The 19,740-nt window shown below is 66.2% G+C and carries 17 protein-coding genes; 13 read left to right on the top strand and 4 right to left on the bottom strand.

All coding sequences use genetic code 11. The features are described 5' to 3' along the window. The first annotated feature begins 50 nt into the window (after positions 1–50). Complete coding sequence (locus ACED67_RS12510) at positions 51–353, top strand: putative quinol monooxygenase (RefSeq protein WP_395541982.1); 303 nt, start codon at positions 51–53, stop codon at positions 351–353. Positions 354–422: 69 nt separating this feature from the next. On the opposite strand, the gene ACED67_RS12505 is transcribed toward ACED67_RS12510, so the two are convergent. Next, positions 423–3,863: a pyruvate carboxylase gene (locus tag ACED67_RS12505; protein WP_395541981.1), complete on the bottom strand. Its 3,441-nt coding sequence runs from the start codon at positions 3,861–3,863 to the stop codon at positions 423–425. 260 nt (positions 3,864–4,123) lie between these two features. Next, positions 4,124–5,677 carry an MDR family MFS transporter gene (locus ACED67_RS12500; protein WP_395541980.1) on the bottom strand — a complete coding sequence of 518 codons (1,554 nt, stop codon included), beginning with the start codon at positions 5,675–5,677 and terminating at the stop codon, positions 4,124–4,126. Positions 5,678–5,826: 149 nt separating this feature from the next. Here ACED67_RS12500 and ACED67_RS12495 point away from each other — a divergent pair, with 149 nt between their 5' ends. From ACED67_RS12495 to ACED67_RS12480, 4 genes are all read left to right on the top strand, one after another. After that, positions 5,827–6,390 carry a MarR family winged helix-turn-helix transcriptional regulator gene (locus tag ACED67_RS12495; RefSeq protein WP_395541979.1) on the top strand — a complete coding sequence of 188 codons (564 nt, stop codon included), beginning with the start codon at positions 5,827–5,829 and terminating at the stop codon, positions 6,388–6,390. A 23-nt stretch (positions 6,391–6,413) separates the two neighbouring features. Beyond that, entirely contained in the window at positions 6,414–7,163 is a 750-nt protein-coding gene (map, locus tag ACED67_RS12490) for a type I methionyl aminopeptidase (RefSeq protein ID WP_395541978.1), read from the top strand. A gap of 105 nt (positions 7,164–7,268) precedes the next feature. Continuing rightward, on the top strand, positions 7,269–7,664 hold the full coding sequence (locus ACED67_RS12485) for a hypothetical protein (protein WP_395541977.1): 396 nt from the start codon (positions 7,269–7,271) through the stop codon (positions 7,662–7,664). Between the two features lie 82 nt (positions 7,665–7,746). Then, on the top strand, positions 7,747–10,179 hold the full coding sequence (locus tag ACED67_RS12480; RefSeq protein WP_395541976.1) for an ATP-dependent helicase: 2,433 nt from the start codon (positions 7,747–7,749) through the stop codon (positions 10,177–10,179). A 76-nt stretch (positions 10,180–10,255) separates the two neighbouring features. On the opposite strand, the gene ACED67_RS12475 is transcribed toward ACED67_RS12480, so the two are convergent. Together ACED67_RS12475 and ACED67_RS12470 are read right to left on the bottom strand one after the other, a co-directional pair. Beyond that, the gene (locus tag ACED67_RS12475) at positions 10,256–11,401 is read right to left on the bottom strand and encodes a benzoate/H(+) symporter BenE family transporter (protein ID WP_395541975.1); all 1,146 of its coding nucleotides are present in this window, start codon (positions 11,399–11,401) and stop codon (positions 10,256–10,258) included. Positions 11,402–12,001: 600 nt separating this feature from the next. Continuing rightward, positions 12,002–12,217, bottom strand: a complete 216-nt coding sequence (locus ACED67_RS12470) for a DUF1127 domain-containing protein (RefSeq protein ID WP_395541974.1) — start codon at positions 12,215–12,217, stop codon at positions 12,002–12,004. A 295-nt stretch (positions 12,218–12,512) separates the two neighbouring features. On the opposite strand from ACED67_RS12470, the gene ACED67_RS12465 reads away from it, so the two are divergent. The 8 genes from ACED67_RS12465 (at position 12,513) to ACED67_RS12430 (ending at position 19,733) form a co-directional block, all read left to right on the top strand. After that, complete coding sequence (locus ACED67_RS12465; protein ID WP_395541973.1) at positions 12,513–13,586, top strand: Mrp/NBP35 family ATP-binding protein; 1,074 nt, start codon at positions 12,513–12,515, stop codon at positions 13,584–13,586. 164 nt (positions 13,587–13,750) lie between these two features. Further along, complete coding sequence (locus ACED67_RS12460; protein ID WP_395541972.1) at positions 13,751–14,224, top strand: VOC family protein; 474 nt, start codon at positions 13,751–13,753, stop codon at positions 14,222–14,224. Between the two features lie 28 nt (positions 14,225–14,252). Beyond that, positions 14,253–14,711, top strand: a complete 459-nt coding sequence (locus ACED67_RS12455; RefSeq protein WP_395541971.1) for a VOC family protein — start codon at positions 14,253–14,255, stop codon at positions 14,709–14,711. After that, the gene (locus tag ACED67_RS12450; RefSeq protein ID WP_395541970.1) at positions 14,708–15,346 is read left to right on the top strand and encodes a TetR/AcrR family transcriptional regulator; all 639 of its coding nucleotides are present in this window, start codon (positions 14,708–14,710) and stop codon (positions 15,344–15,346) included. The genes ACED67_RS12455 and ACED67_RS12450 overlap by 4 nt, the downstream gene beginning before the upstream one ends. Before the next feature lie 726 nt (positions 15,347–16,072). Further along, positions 16,073–16,522 carry a division/cell wall cluster transcriptional repressor MraZ gene (locus tag ACED67_RS12445; protein WP_395541969.1) on the top strand — a complete coding sequence of 150 codons (450 nt, stop codon included), beginning with the start codon at positions 16,073–16,075 and terminating at the stop codon, positions 16,520–16,522. Continuing rightward, complete coding sequence (gene rsmH, locus ACED67_RS12440) at positions 16,522–17,520, top strand: 16S rRNA (cytosine(1402)-N(4))-methyltransferase RsmH (protein WP_395542175.1); 999 nt, start codon at positions 16,522–16,524, stop codon at positions 17,518–17,520. Before ACED67_RS12445 ends, rsmH begins: the two co-directional genes overlap by 1 nt. A 2-nt stretch (positions 17,521–17,522) precedes the next feature. Further along, positions 17,523–17,939 (top strand): cell division protein FtsL, encoded by a 417-nt coding sequence (gene ftsL / locus ACED67_RS12435; protein ID WP_395541968.1) that lies wholly within the window; start codon positions 17,523–17,525, stop codon positions 17,937–17,939. Positions 17,940–17,942: 3 nt separating this feature from the next. Further along, positions 17,943–19,733: a peptidoglycan D,D-transpeptidase FtsI family protein gene (locus ACED67_RS12430; protein WP_395541967.1), complete on the top strand. Its 1,791-nt coding sequence runs from the start codon at positions 17,943–17,945 to the stop codon at positions 19,731–19,733. The last annotated feature ends 7 nt before the right edge of the window (positions 19,734–19,740 follow it).

Here is a 19,740-nt window from a genome sequence, read left to right as displayed (position 1 = left end):
TGGATCGTGCTATCCTGAACAGGATCGCAACTTCTGGGGGAGCGCAGATCATGACAGCCATGAACATCGTGCATATGCGGATCAAGCCGGGGCAGCAGGACGCCTATGTCGCCATTCATCGGGAGATGACGCTGAACGGCATGGCGGGCGCGCGCAACTTCTGGCTCGTGAAAACGGGCGAGCGCAGTTTTATCGTTGTGGGGGAATGGGAAAGCCTGGCCGCGATGGCCGAAGCACGCCCGGCCATGATCGCCAATCTCGACCGCCTGCGCCCGATCCTTGAAGATCTGGGCGGGGGCAGGGGCGTGACCGAGCCCTGGTCGGGCGAGGTCGCCCTGCATCTGGCGCCCTGACGGCAGCCAGAGTGCGGGTTTGTGGCTGGCGACGCTGCCGCCGCCAGCGCTGGTTCTGTCGCGGCTGGTCTACTCCAGCTCGATCAGCAGGTCCTTCGCCTCGATCTGGCTGCCGGGCTGGGCGTGGATCGCCTTGACCACCGCCTCGCGGTCGGCATGTAGCCCGGTCTCCATCTTCATCGCCTCGATGGTCAGCAAGAGATCGCCCGGTCGCACCTTCTGGCCCACCGTCACCGCGACCGAAGCCACCGCGCCGGGCATCGGCGCGCCGATATGGTTCGCATTGCCGTCGGCCGCCTTGGGCTTTGCGGCGGTCTTGGCCTTGACCGCGCGGTTCGCGACGCGGATCACCCGTGGCTGACCGTTCAGCTCGAAGAAGACCCGGACCTCGCCATCCTCGCCCACTTCGCCCACGGTCTGCAGGCGCAGTTCCAGCGTCTTGCCGGGATCGATCTCGACCGCGATCTCCTCGCCCGGTTCCATGCCATAGAAGAAGGTGCGTGTCGGCAAGGTGCGCACCGGGCCGTACAGACGATGGCGGCCCATATAGTCGAGGAAGACCTTCGGATACATCAGATAGCCGTTCAGGTCCTCGTCATCGACCTTGAAGCCGTTCAGCTCCTCGGACAGCTTCTTGCGCGTGGCTTCGATGTCGACCGGCGCGGCCAGCAGGCCCGGCCGGTCGGTGAAGGGTTTCTCGCCCTTCAGCACCTTGGCCTGGATGCCCTTGGGCCAGCCGCCATGCGGTTGCCCCAGGTTGCCCTTCAGCATGTCGACGACCGAATCCGGGAACGCCACGTCGGTCTTGGGGTCCTCGACCTGCGCCCGGGTCAGACCCTGCGACACCATCATCAGCGCCATGTCGCCCACGACCTTGGACGAGGGCGTGACCTTCACGATATCGCCGAACATCTGGTTCACATCAGCATAGGTCTGGGCAACCTCATGCCACCGCTCTTCCAGCCCCAGGCTGCGCGCCTGGGCCTTGAGATTGGTGAACTGCCCCCCTGGCATCTCGTGCAGATAGACTTCCGAGGCCGGGGCCTGAAGCCCGCTTTCAAAGGCCGCATATTGGGTGCGGACATGTTCCCAGTAATTCGACATCTCGCGGATCGCCGCCATGTCAAGGCCGGTGTCGCGCTCGGTATGCTTCAGCGCCTCGACGATGGAGCCGAGGCAGGCCTGCGAGGTGCCGCCCGAGAAGGCGTCCATCGCCGCATCGACCGCATCGACGCCCGCATCGCAGGCGGCCAGAACCGTGGCCGCCGCCGCGCCCGATGTGTCATGGGTGTGGAAATGCACCGGCAGGCCCACTTCCTGGCGCAGTGTCTTGACCAGCACCCGCGCCGCGGCGGGTTTCAGCAGCCCCGCCATGTCCTTCAGGCCAAGAATATGGCTGCCCGCCGCCTTCAGTTCCTGCGCGCGGTCGACATAGTATTTCAGGTCGTATTTGGACCGGTCCGGGTCCAGCATGTCGCCGGTATAGCAGACGGTGCCCTCCAGGATCTTTCCGGTCTCCAGCACCGCGTCCATGGCGACGCGCATGTTCTCGACCCAGTTCAGGCTGTCGAAGACACGGAAGACATCGACCCCGGTCTTTGCCGCCTGGGTGACAAAACCCTGCACGACATTATCGGGGTAATTGGTGTAGCCGACGCCATTCGCGCCGCGCAGCAGCATCTGGGTCATCAGGTTGGGCATGGCGGCACGCAGGTCGCGCAGGCGCTGCCAGGGGCATTCTTGCAAGAAGCGGTAGGCCACGTCGAAGGTGGCGCCGCCCCAGCATTCGACGCTGAAGAGCTGCGGCAGGTTGGCGGCATAGGCAGGGGCGGCCTTGATCATGTCGATCGACCGCATCCGCGTGGCCAGCAGCGACTGATGGCCATCGCGCATCGTGGTGTCGGTGATGAGCACCTTCTTCTGCGCCTTCATCCAGTCAGCCACCGCCTGCGCCCCCTTCTGTTCCAGAAGGTTGCGCGTGCCCATCGCCGGTTCGCCGCGCGCCTTGGGCGCCTTGGGCGCCCGCGCCTCGGCCGGAGGCTTGGCGCGGCCGGCCGTCTCGGGGTGCCCGTTCACCGTGATGTCGGCGATATAGGTGAGGATCTTGGTCGCCCGGTCGCGCCGCTTCTTGAAGGTGAACAGCTCGGGCGTCGTGTCGATAAACTTGGTGGTATAGCTGTAATCCAGGAAGGTCGGATGCTTCAGCAGGTTGATGACGAATTCGATGTTCGTGGCCAGCCCGCGGATGCGGAATTCGCGCAGCGCGCGGTCCATCCGGCTGATCGCCTTTTCCGGCGTCTGGGCATGCGCCGTGACCTTGACCAGAAGCGAGTCGTAATAGCGGGTGATCACACCGCCCGCATAGGCGGTGCCGCCATCGAGACGGATGCCATTGCCGGTCGCGCTGCGATAGGCGGTCAGGCGGCCGTAATCGGGGATGAAGTTGTTCAGCGGGTCTTCGGTGGTCACACGGCACTGCACGGCATGGCCGTTCAATTTCACCTCTGCCTGGCTGGTCACGCCCGTCGCTTCGGCGAGCGTCTTGCCTTCCTCGATCAGGATTTGCGCCTGCACGATGTCGATGCCGGTCACTTCCTCGGTGACAGTATGCTCGACCTGGACGCGCGGGTTCACCTCGATGAAGTAGAACTTGCCCGAATCCATATCCATCAGGAATTCGACCGTGCCGGCGCATTCATAATTCACATGCTGGCAGATGCGCTTGGCCATGGCGCAGACATCTTCGCGCTCTTCTTGCGTCAGATAAGGGGCAGGGGCGCGTTCGACGACCTTCTGGTTGCGGCGCTGGACGGTGCAGTCACGCTCCCACAGGTGCCAGACCTCGCCCTGCTTGTCGCCCAGGATCTGCACCTCGACATGCCGAGCGCGCAGGATCATCTTTTCCAGATAGCCTTCGCCATTGCCGAAGGCGGCCTCGGCCTCTCGGCGGCCCTCGCGCACCTTCGCCTCAAGCTCCTCCTCGTTCAGGATCGGGCGCATGCCCCGCCCGCCGCCGCCCCAGGACGCCTTCAGCATCAAGGGATAGCCGATCTTCTTGGCCTCGGCCTTGATCGCCGCGAAATCCTCGCCCAGCACTTCGGTCGCCGGAATGACCGGCACGCCGGCCGCGATGGCCACCTTGCGGGCGCTGGCCTTGTCGCCGAGGGCGCGCATCGTCGCGGCCTGCGGCCCGATGAAGGTGATGCCTGCTGCGTCGCAGGCCTCGACGAAATCGGGGTTCTCAGACAGAAGGCCATAGCCCGGATGGATCGCATCGGCGCCCGCCATGCGCGCCACGCGGATGATCTCGGGGATCGACAGATAGGCGCCCACCGGCGACAGGCCCTGACCGATCAGATAGGCCTCGTCAGCCTTGAAGCGGTGCAGCGAGAGCTTGTCTTCCTCGGCATAGACGGCGACGGTCTTCTTGCCCATCTCATTGGCCGCGCGCATCACCCGGATGGCGATTTCGCCGCGGTTCGCGATCAGGATCTTCTTGAATTCAGGCATCGGACACGTCCCCTCCGTGGATGCAGTGCGGCGCACATCGGGGGGCACTGTAAGGGTGCTGCGGTGCGGCGCAAGGGCACCATGTGACGGAATTGCAAAGTTTGCGAAATATTCAGACGCGACTTTGCGGCTGCGAAGTCGGGGGGATGCGGGGCCCGAGACGCGACAGAGGAAGGGCCCGGGGGCGCTTCGGCCATCCCCGGACCGCCAGAGAGTCTTCGGACAAAGTGGAAAGGGGGACCCCGGGGCGGGCGCGCCCTTCACTCGCCGCGCGGCGCGATGCGGTTCACGAGCAGCACCTCTTCCAGCACGAAGGTCAGGGCAAGGCCCGCCAGCGCCAGACCCAGAGAGATCCAGAATACCGGATGCAGGCTGGTGCTGACCGCCTGGCCGATCGCCTCGCGCGCGGCGGCGTCAAGCCCGGACATCATCTGCGGTCCCAGCTCGGCCACGTTCACCGCGCCCGCACCGGCCGCGATCTTCGCCGCCGCCATGCCGCCCGCGAAGATCGCGCCGTAAAGCGCCACCGCGACCGAGCCGCCAACCTGGCGGAACATCAGCCCCGCCGCCGTGGCGGTGCCGATCTGCTGGCGCGGCACGGTGTTCTGAACCGCCGTGGTCACCACCGGGAAGATCGTGCCCATGCCGCCCCCCACTAGGAACAGCGCCAGCCACAGCAAGGGCGCAGGCGTTTCCGGCGAGATCTGCGTAAGGATCAGCAGACCCACCGCCGAAAGCGACAGCCCGATCTGCGGAAGTATCCGGTATTTGCCGGTACGGCCCATGTAGCGCCCCGACAGCGTCGACAGCGCCAGAATGCCGGCCGTCATCGGGATCATCTCCCAGCCCGATTGGGTGGGCGTCGCACCCTTGGCGATCTGAAGATAGACCGGGATGAAGGTCAGGGTGCCGAACATCATCGCGCCCGCAACAAAGCCGATGGCCGAAGTAACGTTGAACACATTGCCCTTGAACAACGACAGCGGCAGGACGGGTTCCGCCGCCCGCGTCTCGACCCAGAGGAACAGGGCCAGCGCCACCAGCGCCAGCGCGATGAGCCCCAGCGCCTGCGGGCTGCTCCAGGCAAAGCTGCGCCCGCCCAGCGAGGTCACCAGCACCAGCGCCCCCAGCGTGACGGCCAGCAGCGCCGCCCCGGCATAGTCGATCTTGTGGTTCACCCGCGCGGTATTGGCGTGGAAGAACAGCGTGAACCCGGCCAGCGCCAGCAGGCCGAAGGGCAGGTTGACATAGAAGATCCAGTGCCAGCTTGCGACTTCGACGAACCAGCCGCCGATCAGCGGCCCGATGACCGAGGAAATCCCGAACACGCCGGCGAAGACGCCCTGGATCTTGCCGCGATCCTTGGGCGGGATCACATCGGCGATGATCGACAGGGCCAGCACGAACAACCCGCCGCCGCCAAGGCCTTGCAGCGCCCGCGCCGCGATCAGGAAGCCCATCGACCCGGCCATTCCGCAGAGGACCGAGCCCAGAAGGAAAATCGAGACCGAGACGATCACCATGGTCCGGCGGCCGTACAGGTCGCCCAGCTTGCCATAGATCGGCGCCACCACGGTCGAGGCCAGGATATAGGCTGTGACCACCCAGCTCAGATGCTCCAGCCCGCCCAGATCGGCGACGATGGTGGGCAGGGCTGTGGCGACGATGGTCTGGTCCAGCGCCGCCAGCAGCAGAAGCACCGCGACCGAGGCGATGACGACACGGGTCGAGGACGCGCCCTGGACGGCGGACGAGGCAACGGCGGAGGGGGCGGGCGCCGCCTCGGGCGCCGGGGCAGAGGAAGGGCCGGACATGGGAACCTGCAAGGGTTTCGGACGGGCGAGCGGGAACGTCCTCGCGACTGCGGCAAGAAATGCCGTTGCAGAAGATGTATGTCAATGGCATATATTTGCGGTAAGCAGTTTATTGACAAGGGCAGGACTTTGCCCCATCTGCGCAGGCCATGACCGGACCCTCAGCCCCCAACAAATCCGCCGCCCATCGCGCCGAAGCCGCCCGCGCCTTGACCGAGGCCGGGTTCACCCCCGAGGCGATCGAGGCGCTGCTGGCCTTTGATGCCGAGCATTTCCTCTATGTCCGCCGGGTGATGAAGGGAGATATCCCGCAATCGCTGATGCGCGAGCTGGATGCAGGGATCGAGATTTCCCAATTCCACGCCCTGTCCGCGATCCTGCGCATCCGCTCGGGCTATGGCCGGGCCGAACCGGCCGAGCCGACCGTCGGGCTTCTGGCTGAGGAGCTGTGCCTTGACCCGTCCCGCGCCAGCCGCATCGCCGCCGACCTGGTGGACCGCGGCCTTGTCACCCGCGGCGTCAGCCAGGAAGACGGCCGCCGCTCGATCCTTCTGCCGACCGAGGCCGCCACGGCGCTGATGCAGGATTTCCTGCGCGCGAAGTGGCAGCACAATGTCCGCATATTTCAGGATTGGAGCGCCGAGGACATCGCCGCTTTCTCGCGCCTCTTCGCGCGCTATAATGACGGCGTGCGCAAAAGCTATCCGTTGTAGCGCAGACCCTCGAAAGGACCGCTGTGACCATCACCCATGAGGACGAGCTTGACGGGCTGAAAGCCATTGGCCGCATCGTCTCTACCACGATGCATGCCATGGCGCGGGCGATGGAGCCGGGCATGACCACGCGCGAGTTGGACGGGATCGGCAGGGCGCTGCTGGAGAAAGAAGGCGCGGTCCCCGCGCCCGAGGCGACCTATGGCTTCCCCGGCGCCACCTGCATCAGCGTGAACGAGGAAATCGCCCATGGCATTCCGGGCAGCCGGGTTCTGGCGCGCGGCGATCTGGTGAATATCGACGTATCCGCCTCGAAAGACGGCTTCTTCGCCGATACCGGCGCGACCTTCCGGCTGGGCACGGTGAAACCTTCCCTCGACCGGCTGTGCCGTGATGGCAAGCGCGCGACCGAGATCGGCATCGCCCAGGTCGGCGCGGGTCGGCCGCTGGCGGGGATCGGTGCCGCTGTGGGCCGTTTCGCCCAGGCGCGCGGGTATACGCTGATCCGCAACCTGGCCAGCCACGGCACCGGCCGCGCTTTGCACGAGGCGCCCGAGGCCGTGCCGACCTGGCCCACGCGCGGCGACCGGCGGCAGATCAAGCGCGGCCTTGTCCTGACGGTCGAACCCTTCCTGTCGAAAGGCGGCCTCTGGGCGCGTGAGGGCGGCGATGACTGGACGCTTTACGCCGAACCGACCGCTCCGGTTGTGCAATATGAGCATACGGTGGTCGCAACCGAGCGCGGTGCCATCGTCGTGACCCTGCCGGTCTGACGCCCGTATGGAGACAATCCGCGGCATTGTCCGCCGCAAGGGTGCTGATATTAACGGAAATTCCGCGTATAACGGGCCTGTCGACCCTAAGTCTCGTGTTGCATGATGAGTTATATCCGTTTCGTTTGCCCCGGCAGAAGGGAAGGCCTGTCCGCGCCAGAAGGCATCTTCGGCGCCGCCTATGCCCTGCGCGATGCCCATCGGGTCAGCCCCGCCACGGAAGAGCGGCTTGAAACCCTGCTGGCCTGGTTCCGCCACAACATGTCGATGCCCGGTGGCGGGGCGCTGCCCGGTTCGGGCCGCGAAGCCGAAGCGGCGCTGGGGCTGAGCTGGTTCAAGGATGACGCCTCGGACGCGCTGGCCCGGGCCTATGACCTGACGCGCCTGCTGCAGGGCCAGGGATACCGGATCGAGATCCTGCACAGCCGCCGCATCGGCGCGATCCTGTATGAGGATGACCATCAGGTCGTCGCCGCGCCGCTGGTCGGGCGCTGGCACTGATTGCCGCACCCGCGGCTGAAATCCTGAACAATTCAAGAACAATGCTTTTCACCGCCCGCAGGGGCGGCTAAACTCGCGCCCCATGAGCGCCTGGGACGATCCCGATTCCGAATCCGCCGCCTTCGCGGCCGCCGTGCCCCTTTCTCAGCGCGCCGTCGCGGCGCGACCCGCCCCCTATCTGGACGGGCTGAACCCGGCGCAGCGCGCGGCGGTCGAGGCGCTGGATGGCCCGGTGCTGATGCTGGCGGGGGCGGGCACCGGCAAGACGCGCGCCCTTACCGCGCGGATCGTGCATCTTCTGCATCTGGGCAAAGCGCGGCCCCATGAAATCCTTGCGGTGACCTTCACCAACAAGGCCGCGCGCGAGATGAAGGACCGTGTGTTCCGCATGCTGGGTGAGGCGGTCGAAGGCATGCCCTGGATGGGCACCTTCCACTCGCTCTCGGTGAAAATCCTGCGCCGCCATGCCGAACTGGTCGGGCTGAAGCCCAGTTTCACCATCCTCGACACTGATGACCAGCTACGGCTGCTGAAGCAACTGATCGCCGCCCGCAACATTGACGACAAGCGCTGGCCCGCGCGGATGCTGGCCGGGCTGATCGACGGCTGGAAGAACCGCGCGCTGACACCCGATCGGGTGCCGTCCTCGGAAGGCGGCGCCTATAACAACATCGGCACCGAGCTTTACGCCGAATATCAGGACCGCCTGCGCAGCCTGAACGCCACCGATTTCGGCGACCTGCTGCTGCATTGTGTCGAGATCTTCAAGAAGCACCCCGATGTGCTGGCGCAGTACCAGCGCTGGTTCCGCTATATCCTGGTCGACGAATATCAGGATACCAATGTCTGCCAGTATCTCTGGCTGCGGCTTCTGGCCCAGGCGCATCAGAACATCTGCTGCGTGGGCGATGACGACCAGTCGATCTATGGCTGGCGGGGGGCCGAGGTCGGCAACATCCTGCGCTTTGAGAAGGATTTTCCCGGGGCAAAGGTGATCCGGCTTGAACAGAACTACCGCTCCACCCCCCATATCCTTGCCGCCGCATCAGGCGTGATCGCGGCCAATGCCGGGCGTCTGGGCAAGACCCTGTGGACCGAGGCCAAGACGGGCGAGAAGGTCCGCCTGATCGGCCATTGGGATGGCGAGGAAGAGGCGCGCTGGATCGGTGAGGAAATCGAGGCCATCCAGCGCGGCACCCGCGGCTGGGCGCCGGTTGGTCTGAACGGCCAGGCGATCCTCGTCCGCGCCAGCCACCAGATGCGCGCCTTCGAAGACCGCTTCCTGACCATCGGTCTGCCTTACCGGGTGATCGGCGGGCCGCGCTTTTATGAACGGCAGGAAATCCGCGACGCCATGGCCTATTTCCGTCTGGCAGTCAGCCCCGACGACGATCTGGCCTTCGAGCGGGTGGTGAATGTCCCCAAGCGCGGCCTGGGCGACAAGGCGGTGCAGTCGATCCAGCGCGAGGCGCGGGCCAATGGCCTGACCCTGGTCGATGGGGCGCAAAGCCTGCTGGCGGCGGGCGGGCTTGGCGGCAAGGGCGCCAACCAGTTGCGCGCCTTCACCGAGGGGATCGAACGCTGGCACGCCGCGATCCGCGATGCCCGGCCGGTGGTGGCCGATGCGGTGATCGAACCCCTGCTGCCCGACACCGCCCCGGCCAATGACCTTAGCCATGTCCGGCTGGCCGAGGTGATCCTTGAGGAATCGGGCTATGTTTCGATGTGGCAGAACGACAAGACGCCTGAGGCGGAAGGGCGGCTTGAGAACCTCAAGGAACTGGTGAAGGCGCTGGAGCAGTTCGACAGCCTGCAGGGCTTTCTCGAGCATGTCAGCCTGATCATGGACAACGACAGCGAGGATGCGACCGAGAAGGTCTCGATCATGACGCTGCACGCTGCCAAGGGGCTGGAATTTCCGGTCGTTTTCCTGCCGGGCTGGGAAGACGGGCTGTTTCCCAGCCAACGCAGCATGGACGAATCCGGGCTGAAGGGCATCGAGGAGGAACGTCGCCTCGCCTATGTCGGCATCACCCGTGCCGAGGAGCTGTGCACTATCTCCTATGCGGACAATCGGCGCATTTATGGGCGCTGGGAGACACAGCTTAGAAGTCGCTTTGTTGACGAACTGCCGCGAGAGCACGTCGAGGATTTGACGCCGCCGGGCCTGATGGCGGGCGGCTATGGCGCGGCACCCGGCTTTGGCGGATCGGCGCTGGAAGAGCGCGCCACCAAGGCCGATGTCTACAACTCGCCGGGCTGGCGGCGGCTGCAGGATCGCCAGAGCAGCCGCCCGGTCAGCCAGCCGCGCGAGGCCAAGAATGTCACCATCGACCTGCAAGCCGAAAGCGCCTATGCGGTGGGCGAGCGGGTCTTCCATGTGAAATTCGGCTATGGCCGCGTCACCGGGATCGAAGGCGACAAGCTCGACATCCGCTTCGACAAGGCGGGCGAGAAGAAGATCGTCGCGCGCTTCGTTATGCCCGCCGACATGGGCGACGAGATCCCGTTCTAAGACCCGTTCCGATGCCTGCGCCCGCGCCCCGGAGGTTTCGAAAAATCCGGTCAGTCTTCCGCGCAGGAATTTTCCGCTATCGCCGCGCCGCAGTACGCTCCATCAGGTACAGCCCGACCCCGGCGACCAGCCCCCAGAAGGCCGCGCCGATGCCCAGGAACGGTACTCCCGCCGCTGTGACGCCCAGCGTCAGCACCGCCGCAAAGCGTTGCTCGGGGATCGCCATCGCCGTGGCCAAGGCGCCGGTCAGCGCCCCCAGCAGCGCCAGCGCCACCAGGGCCAGCATCACCTGCGGCGGCAGGGCGGCGATCAGCGTCAGGATCACCGGCGAGAACAGGCCCAGCATCAGCCAGAAGAAGGCATAGGCCAGGCCGACCTTCCAGCGTTCCTCCTTCACCGGATGCACATCCGGCCCCATGCAGATCGCGGCGGTGATCGCCGCCATGCTGACCGTATGGGCGCCGAAAAAGGCGAAGATGCTGGACACCAGCCCCGTCACCCCCAGCGCGCTGCGCACCGGCGGCTCATAGCCCGCCGCGCGCATCGTCGCGAAGCCGGGCAGGTTCTGGCTGGCCATGGTGACAAGATACAGGGGCAGGACCAGCCCGATCACCGTGCCCATCTGGAACTCGGGCCAGATCAGCACGAGCTTGGGAAAGGGCAGGGTCAGCGCAGGCCATTCGGTGCCGGTGGCGAAGGCCAGGCCCAGCCCCGCGGCCAGCGCCGCGATCACCGCGACGGCGGGGTTCTTCAGCCGCACCAGCGCAAAGACCGCCAGCATCGGCAGGACCAGAACCGGCGCCGCCTGCGCCGCCCCCGCGCCCTTCAGCACGAAGGGCAACAGGACGCCGGCCAGCATCCCGCCCGAAATCCCGTCGGGAATCATCGCCACGGCCCGGCCCAGCGGCCGGATCAGCCCGGTCAGCGCGATCAGCAGCCCCGTCAGCACGAAGGCCCCGACCGCTTGGTGGATGCTCAGCCCCTCGGTCGCGGCGATCAGCGCGGTGCCCGGCGTCGACCAGGCCAGCACCACCGGCACGCGATGCCAGGTCGACAGCACCGCCGCCCCCACCGCCTTGGCCAGACAGACCGCCAGCACCCAGCTTGCGGTCTGCTCGGCACTTGCCCCCACCGCCGCCGCCGCCGCCAGCACCAGCGCGATGGTCGAGCCGTAGCCGACAAGGGCAGCAACGAAAGCTGCTGAAATCACGGAAATGCGCATCGGTCCTGCCCGTCCTGTGGCGGCGGACTATCGGTGCGGGTTTTGCGAAGTTCAAGGGGGAGCGGACAGAAGCTGCGGCGGTGCCGAGGGAGGAGGAGAGGCACCGCCGCCACTGTCCAACGGCCCGAGGGAGGAGGAGAGGGCCGCTGATCGGTCTGGCCCGTTGCCGGGCCGGAAAGGGGTGCGGCGATGCCCAGGGAGGAGGAGGGGCACCGCCGCTTTGCTCCAGCGGCCCGAGGGAGGAGGAGAGGGCCACCGAATGCCATGGCCCGTCGCCGGGCCAGAAAGGGGCGCGACGATGCCCAGGGAGGAGGAGGGGCACCGCCGCTTTGCTCCAGCGGCCCGAGGGAGGAGGAGAGGGCCGCCGAATGCCGTGGCCCGTCGCCGGGCCGGAATTTGGTGCGGCGACCCCAGGGAGGAGGAGGGGGTCGCCGCGGTTTCGAGGGCCCGAGGGAGGAGGAGAGGGCCACCGAAATCATGTGGGGATTGAAGCCCCGGATAGAAAGTGCGGCGCCACCAGGGAGGAGGAGCGATGGCGCCGCTTTGCCAAGGGTCCCGAGGGAGGAGGAGAGGGACCCAGCAATCGAATTCGTCTTGGCCTCAGCGGCCGTAGGCTGCCTCGCGGGCCACATCCACGATCGACACACGCGAGATACCCAGATCGGCAAGTTCGCGGTCGGTCAGCTGGCGCAGTTCCGTCAGCGTGCGGCTATAGGCCCGGCGGCGGGCCAGCGCGGCACCCAGACCGGCGAAGAAGCCGGAGAACCGCTCGGTGGGTTGGGCCGCGGCAACGCGGGAGGTGTTCACATAAGCCATGATACTCTTAGCCTCGTCGTCAGTTTCATCTGCCAGCGATCTGCTGTGCTGTTAGGGGTAACATGCGCCTTTTGCTGCACCTGCACAATACCCGGGTCTCGCAATGCTGCCATGCGGCAACGTCATGGCTGAATGTCAAGAAATTGTGATTATTTTCAGCATCTTTGCCGAAATCTTGATCGTTTGGTAAACGCACCCTTGCCCTTGCCGTGTTTTTCCAGACTTTAATTGCAGAGGAATTTGGGGGCGCGCGCCGCAAAGGCAAGGGCCGGACCGGACAGGAAGGGCAGACACCATGCAGCCGACGCGGGACCAGGTGATTGAGGTGTTGCAAGGCATCGCCGTGCCCGGCGGCGGCACGCTTGTCTCGCGCGACTTGATTCGCGCGCTGACGGTCGAGGGGGGCGAGATTCGCTTCGTGATCGAGGCGGCCAGCGCTGACGAGGCGCGCAGCCTTGCCCCGCTCGAAGCCCAGGCTCAGGCCGCTTTGCGCGTCCTGCCGGGGGTGGCTTCGGTCAAGATCGTGATGACCGCCCATGGCCCCGCCGCCAAAGCGCCGCCGCCCAGTCTCAAGATCGGCGGCCATCCGACCCCGCAAGAGGGCGGGCCGCAGAGGATTTCGGGGATCGACCGCATCCTTGCCGTCGCCTCGGGCAAGGGTGGCGTCGGCAAATCCACCGTTTCCTCGAACCTCGCCGTCGCCCTGGCACGTCAGGGGCGCCGTGTCGGGCTTCTGGATGCCGATATCCACGGCCCCAGCCAGGCCAAGATGATGGGCGTCTCGCAGCGCCCGGCCAGCCCCGACGGCAAGATCATCGAGCCGCTGCATGCCCATGGCGTCACCATGATGTCGATGGGGCTGCTGCTCAAGGAAGGCGAGGCCGTCATCTGGCGCGGGCCCATGCTGATGGGCGCGCTTCAACAGATGCTCAGCCAAGTGAACTGGGGGCCGCTCGACGTGCTGATCGTCGACCTGCCGCCCGGCACCGGCGATGTGCAGCTTTCGCTCGCGCAGCGCGCGCGCCTGACCGGGGCGCTGGTGGTCTCGACGCCGCAGGATGTGGCGCTTCTCGATGCGCGCAAGGCGCTTGATATGTTCGACAAGCTCAAGACCCCGGTGCTGGGTCTGATCGAGAACATGTCCACCTTTGTCTGCCCGAATTGCGGCCATGAAAGCCATATCTTCGGCCATGGCGGCGTCGCGGCCGAAGCCGAGCGGCTGGGCTTGCCCTTCCTGGGCGAATTGCCCCTGGCGCTCGAGGTCCGCGTCGCGGGCGATGCCGGCACACCCATCGCCGCAGGCGAGGGGCCGAATGCCGAGGCCTATGCCCGCCTCGCCCACCGCCTGATCGCGGGTGGCATGGCCTGACGGCCGCCCCTTTCCTGACCTTCCTCAGCCCTGTCGTGCGGATCCTCGCCCCGCACGGCACGTTTTCGCGCATCCGCCGGTCAACGCCGGAGGGGCGGAAAAGAATCATTGGCAAACATACCGACTGGTTGGTACTTATGTACCATCGCACAGAGGAGGACGCCATGACACATCCCATCCGCACCGTATTGTGGTTCAACGGCAGGGGCCGCGAAGCGGCCGAGTTCTATTGCAGCCTGATTCCTGACAGCCGGATCGAAAGCGGCTTTGCGAGCGACAAGGGCGGCCCCGACGGCAAGTCGCATTTCGAGGTGATTAACCTTCTGCTCGGCGGGGTGCCCTATCAAATCCTTGATGCCGGGCCGATGTTCCCGCTGTCCGAATGCGTCTCCGTGATGATCGAGACTGCCGATCAGGCCGAAACCGACCGGCTCTGGACGGCTCTGGTCGAAGGCGGCGGCAGCCACGGCCCCTGCGGCTGGTTGAAGGATCGCTTCGGCCTGTCCTGGCAGGTGGTGCCCAGGCAGATTTCGGCGATGTTGGCCGGGCCGAATGCCGACCGCGCCATCGCCGCAGTGATGACAATGGGCAAGATCGACCTTCAGGCCGTGATCGCTGCCACCCGCGCCGCCGCCTGAACCCCCGCGCCAACGAAGGAGCACCGAAATGTCCGCTGACACCACGCAGGACCACCGTTATCGCCCCGAAGACCGCATCATGCAGGGCGTGATCCCCTATCTCTGTCTCCCCGGCAAATGCGGCGCCGCCGCCGACTTTTACATCAAGGCCTTCGCCGCGCGCGACATCGGCCGCATGCCGATGGAAGACAAGCCCGGCCAGTTCATGCATCTGCAACTGGAAATCAACGGCGGCGCGCTGATGCTCACCGACTATGCCGAGATGTCGAGCGCCCAGGGCGGCGAGGATCCGATCCCGCGCGGCCATCTGCAACTGGTCGTGCCCGAGGGCCAGCTGTGGTGGGACCGTGCCCTGGCGGCGGGCTGCACCGTCATCGCCCCCTATGAACGGCAGTTTTGGGGCGATACATGGGGCCTGCTGTCCGATCCCTTCGGCCTGAAATGGGCCATCCTCACCCCCGACCCCGCCCTGTGGGAGAAGCCTTGACCGACACGACCGTCCCCAAGACAGGCAAGACCCGCGCCCCGAGGGGCGAGGCCCGCGCGCGGCTGATTGCGGCCGCGCGCGATCTGGTGCGCCGGCGCGGTTTCGCCGGCACCAGCGTCGACGATCTCTGCGCCGCTGCCGGCGTGACCAAGGGCGCCTTCTTCCACCACTTCGCCTCGAAAGAGGCGCTGGGCGTGGCGCTGGTCCAGGACTGGACCGAGACGACAGGGGCGATGTTCAGCGCCCATCCCTACAATGACCTGCCCGACCCGCTCGACCGCGTCTTCGCCTATCTCGATCTGCGCCGCGCGCTTCTTGACCTGCCGCTGCCCGAGTTCAGCTGCGTCGCGGGCACCACCGTGCAGGAAAGTTTCGAAACCTTCCCCGCCATCCGCGCCGCTGCGGGTGACAGCGTCCGTTCGGGCCTTGGCCATGTCCAGGCCCATCTGGCCCAGGCACTTGCGGCGCATCCGGTGCGCGGCGTCACGGCCGAGGGGCTTGCCGCACAGTTTCAAGTGGCGGTGCAGGGCGGCATCATCCTGGCCAAGGCGCTGAACGACCCGACTCCGGCGCGCGACGCCTTCGATCATCTGGAACGCTATCTGCGGCTTCTCTTCGACCGCCCCGCTGTCTAGGCGCCGCGCGCGGCGGGGCAGGGGGCGGCAGAGTCATCGTGTCATGGGTATTCATGGGCGCCGCGTGGGAAACGGGATGATCCCCGCGTGGATTCCGTGGTGATTCGAGAGATTCTAGGGAATTTCAGCTCGATTTGGCCGCCAATCTCCGGCTGTAGCCGCGAGGTATGGGCGCGGGGCAAAAAAACTTTGTCCCGTCACTCAACCACCCGCCGACTGCTCTCGGCGCTATATCTAGGCAGTCGCGGGTCCGTGATGGCTAGAGATTGACGCGTGAGGCGCAATTTCCCCACTAGATGCGCGATTTCACGCCATACCGCCACAGCATCTTGGGTGTTTTTCCCAAGAAATCCCTTGCCAGACCATGCAGTCCCATGGCATCCCTATCTCACGGAAGATGGGACGGGCCAAAAAGACCGCAGGGGCAGCGCAAGACCCCGAAAAGGCGACTAAGGCAGTTCATACAGGCAGCCCCTTTCATCGGACGACAGAGATCCGGCGCGCGAGCGAGCAGACATCTCCCCCAGGTGGCGCGCGTAGCTGGACGCCCAGCGATGGGACAGCGGCGGATCGGGTAGTGGCAGCAACCCGATCCGCCCATTTCCATTTCCGGGACATGCAATTGGGACAGGCGCACGCCTGGGGGAAGGGCAAGGCCAAGACCTTATGGGCGAGGCATTTCGAGGAGAATTCTACCAGAAGGTAGATGCGAAGGCGAGGGTCTCGGTGCCCGCAGCCTTCCGCCGCATTCTCGAAGCCGACGATCCCGCCAGCGACGCCACCCCCCGCGCACGTCTCTATATGGTCTATGGCGGCAAGAACCGTAATTTTGTCGAATGCTGGTCGAAGACCGGCGCCGATTGGCTGGCCGCCCAGATCGACGCGATGGAACTGGGCTCCAAGGCCCGCGAACGCGCCGAGCGCGACATGATCTCCCGTTCCGTCATGGTCGAGATCGAGCCCGAGGGCCGCATCGTCCTGCCGCCGCAGGTCCGCGCCAAGCTGGGCATCACCGATGCCGCCGAAGCGGCTTTCGTCGGCGCCTCGAACCGCTTCAAGCTGTACCGCAGCGACACCTACCAGGCCGAGCTTGATGCCGATGACGAGGATGACGAAGACGCGGGCCTTGACGCGCTGACCCTGATCGGCCGGGCGCAGAAGGAGCGGGGAATGTGATGCAACCCCGCGACGTGCTGCCCGCGCGAGACCCTCATATCCCGGTCCTTTTGACCCCGCTTCTGGCGGCGGTGGCCCCCGTCGGGGGCCTTTGGCTTGATGGCACCTTCGGCGCCGGCGGCTATGCGCGCGGCCTTCTGGCCGCGGGCGCCGATCGCGTGATCGGCATCGACCGCGACCCTCTGGCGCATCGCATGGCCGCCGACTGGCTGGCCAGCGAGCCGCGCCTCACCCTGATCGAAGGCACGTTTTCCGATCTCGACAGCCTGGCGGGTGAAGCCCTTGACGGGGTGGTCCTTGATCTTGGCGTCTCGTCCATGCAGCTTGACCTGGCCGAGCGCGGCTTCTCGTTCCAGAAGGACGGCCCCCTCGACATGCGGATGAGCCAGTCGGGCGACAGCGCCGCCGATCTGGTCAACACCGCCCCCGAAGATCTGCTGGCCGATATCCTCTATCACTATGGCGAGGAACGCGCCTCGCGCCGCATCGCCCGCGCCATCGTCGCGGCGCGTACGCTGGCGCCCATCGCCACGACACTCCAGCTGGCCGAGATCGTCGCCCGCCAGCTTCCGCGCCCGAAACCCGGCGAAAGCCACCCCGCGACCCGCAGCTTCCAGGCCCTGCGCATCGCGGTGAATACGGAATTCGACCAGCTTGCCGAAGGGCTGGCCGCCGCCGAACGCGCGCTGAAGCCGGGCGGAAAACTGGCGGTCGTCACCTTCCACAGCCTGGAAGACCGCATCGTCAAGCGCTTCCTCCAGCTCGCCTCGGGCGCCGAACCTGCCGCCAACCGCTATGCCCCCGCACGGGCGGAAACCCGGGCGCGCTTCACCCTGACGCCGAAAAAGGCCATCGGCCCCGATGCGGGCGAACTTGCCGCCAATCCGCGCTCGCGCAGCGCCAAACTCCGCGTCGCCACCCGCACCGACGCCCCCGCCATGGCGCTTTCGCCTGCCGCTCTCGGCCTGCCCGACCTTGCCCGCAAAGGACGCCGCTGACCATGCGCCCCGTGCTGTACATCCTGTCCTTCCTGGCCCTCATCGCCCTTGGTTTCTGGGCCTATCGCGAGAATTACGCCACCCAGGCCAGTTTGCGCGAGGTGCGCGGGTTGCAATCCCAGATCGCCGATCTGCGCGAAGCCCTGTCGGTGCAGCGCGCCGAATGGGCCTATCTGAACCGCCCGCAGCGGTTGCGCGAACTGGTCGATCTCAATTTTGACTCGCTCGGTCTTCTGCCGATGGACCCGACGCAATTCGGCACGGCGGCGCAGGTCGCCTTCCCGGTGCCCGAAATCCCGGCGATCACCGGCCCCATCGACACCCAGGGCACCATCGGCGCGGTCGAGGACACGGCCGCCGCCCAGGCCGAATCCGTGGCCCAGGCCCCCGCCGCCCCGGCCTCCGAAGAAGGACTCTGAGCCATGCGCACGCCGCTCCGCCCGCTTGCCCATATCCTTCGCGCCCGGGCCGAGGGCCGCAATCCCGATCTGATCGAGGCCGAGAACCGCCGCCTGCGCCATGAGGCCATGCATGAAAAGGGCCAGAGCCGCGCCTCTGCCCGGCTTGGCCTGATGGCCCTGGTCTTCACTTGCGCCTATGCCACGATCGGCGTGCGCATGGGCCATCTTGCTGCGTCAGAGCCGGTCGAGCCGGTGGCCAGCGCCTCGGGCGCGGAAATCGTCGCGCAGCGGGCCGACATCACCGACCGCAATGGCCGCATCCTCGCGACCAACATGACCACCCATGCCCTCTATGCCCATCCGCGCGATATGGTCGATCCCAAGGGCACGGCGCAGAAGCTGCAAGAGATATTCCCCGAGCTTGACGCTGCCGCCCTTGAACGCCGCTTCACCGATGGCCGCAGCTTCCTCTGGGTGCGCAAGGTTCTCTCGCCCGAACAGATGCAGAAAGTGCATGAAATCGGCGATCCCGGCCTGCTTTTCGGCCCGCGCGAAATGCGCCTCTACCCCAATGGCGACCTTCTCGCCCATGTGCTTGGCGGCTATTCCTTCGGCGCCGAGGGCGTGCATTCGGCCGAGGTGATCGGCACTGCCGGAATCGAGAAGGCGATGGATGCCCGCCTGCGCGACCCGGCCGAAGCCGGCGCGCCGCTGCAACTCTCGATCGACCTGTCCGTCCAGGCCACGGTGGAAGAGGTTCTCGCCGCCGGCATTTCCATGATGAATGCCAAGGGCGGCGCCGCGATCCTGATGGATGTGCGCACCGGCGAATTGCTGGCGCTGGCCTCTGCCCCCACCTTTGATCCCAATGACCGCCCGGTGCCCCTGGTCTCCAAGGATGCCGAGCCTTCGGACAGCCCCTTGTTCAACCGCGCGGTGCAGGGCGTCTATGAGCTGGGCTCGACCTTCAAGATCTTCGCCGCGGCCCAGGCGATGGAGCTGGGCCTTGTCGGCCCGGACACCATGGTCGATGCCAATGCGCCGATGGTCTGGGGCAAGCACCGCATCAAGGAATTCGAAGGCCACAATTACGGACCTTTGCTCTCGGTCTCCGATGTCATCGCCAAGTCCTCGAATGTCGGTACCGCCCATATCGCGCTGATGATCGGCCCGCTGCGCCAGCAGGCCTTCCTGAAATCCATGGGTCTTTTCGATCCGACCCCGGTCGAACTGATCGAGGCGCCGGGCGCCAAGCCGCTCATCCCGAAGAAGTGGCCCGAGATCGTCACGATCACCACCTCTTACGGCCATGGCATGTCGGCCAGCCCGCTGCACCTTGCCGCTGCCTATGCGGCGATTGCCAATGGCGGCATTTACATCAAGCCGACGCTGCTAAAGCAATCCGGCCCCGCCAAGGGTCGCCGCGTCCTGTCGGAAAAGGTCGCCGCCGAGGCCCGAACCATGCTGCGCCGTGTGGTGACCGACGGCACCGCCTCCTATGGCGAGGTCAAGGGCTATGAGGTCGCGGGCAAGACCGGCACCGCCGACAAGCCCAAGAAATCGGGCGGGTATTACAAGGACAAGGTGATCAACACCTTCGCCTCGATGTATCCGGCCTCGAACCCGAAATATGTGCTGATCGTCACCCTGGACGAGCCGGTGAACACCATGGGCCCACTGCCGCGCCGCACTGCGGGCTGGACGGCAGTGCCCGTTGCGGCCGAGATGATCCGCCGCACCTCGCCCCTGCTTGGTCTGCGGCCGCAGGTTGAAGTCCCGGTCCAAACTACGCTAACAGCCGCCAGCAACTGAACGGGGA

The sequence above is a fragment of the Neotabrizicola paludis genome (assembly GCF_044142105.1).
Taxonomy (GTDB): domain Bacteria; phylum Pseudomonadota; class Alphaproteobacteria; order Rhodobacterales; family Rhodobacteraceae; genus Pseudogemmobacter.
Note: the sequence above shows the minus strand (reverse complement) of the source record. Positions and strands in the feature narration are given on the sequence as shown.

Excerpts from the sequence above, each read along its gene's own strand:
- ACED67_RS12460 (WP_395541972.1), top strand. The coding sequence starts at position 13,751 with ATGACACATCCCATCCGCACCGTATTGTGGTTCAACGGCAGGGGCCGC.
- ACED67_RS12505 (WP_395541981.1), bottom strand. The coding sequence starts at position 3,863 with ATGCCTGAATTCAAGAAGATCCTGATCGCGAACCGCGGCGAAATCGCC.
- ACED67_RS12465 (WP_395541973.1), top strand. The coding sequence starts at position 12,513 with ATGCAGCCGACGCGGGACCAGGTGATTGAGGTGTTGCAAGGCATCGCC.
- ACED67_RS12430 (WP_395541967.1), top strand. The coding sequence starts at position 17,943 with ATGCGCACGCCGCTCCGCCCGCTTGCCCATATCCTTCGCGCCCGGGCC.
- ACED67_RS12475 (WP_395541975.1), bottom strand. The coding sequence starts at position 11,401 with ATGCGCATTTCCGTGATTTCAGCAGCTTTCGTTGCTGCCCTTGTCGGC.
- rsmH (WP_395542175.1), top strand. The coding sequence starts at position 16,522 with ATGCAACCCCGCGACGTGCTGCCCGCGCGAGACCCTCATATCCCGGTC.
- ACED67_RS12470 (WP_395541974.1), bottom strand. The coding sequence starts at position 12,217 with ATGGCTTATGTGAACACCTCCCGCGTTGCCGCGGCCCAACCCACCGAG.
- ACED67_RS12480 (WP_395541976.1), top strand. The coding sequence starts at position 7,747 with ATGAGCGCCTGGGACGATCCCGATTCCGAATCCGCCGCCTTCGCGGCC.
- ACED67_RS12510 (WP_395541982.1), top strand. The coding sequence starts at position 51 with ATGACAGCCATGAACATCGTGCATATGCGGATCAAGCCGGGGCAGCAG.
- ACED67_RS12485 (WP_395541977.1), top strand. The coding sequence starts at position 7,269 with ATGAGTTATATCCGTTTCGTTTGCCCCGGCAGAAGGGAAGGCCTGTCC.
- ACED67_RS12500 (WP_395541980.1), bottom strand. The coding sequence starts at position 5,677 with ATGTCCGGCCCTTCCTCTGCCCCGGCGCCCGAGGCGGCGCCCGCCCCC.
- ACED67_RS12495 (WP_395541979.1), top strand. The coding sequence starts at position 5,827 with ATGACCGGACCCTCAGCCCCCAACAAATCCGCCGCCCATCGCGCCGAA.
- ACED67_RS12455 (WP_395541971.1), top strand. The coding sequence starts at position 14,253 with ATGTCCGCTGACACCACGCAGGACCACCGTTATCGCCCCGAAGACCGC.
- ftsL (WP_395541968.1), top strand. The coding sequence starts at position 17,523 with ATGCGCCCCGTGCTGTACATCCTGTCCTTCCTGGCCCTCATCGCCCTT.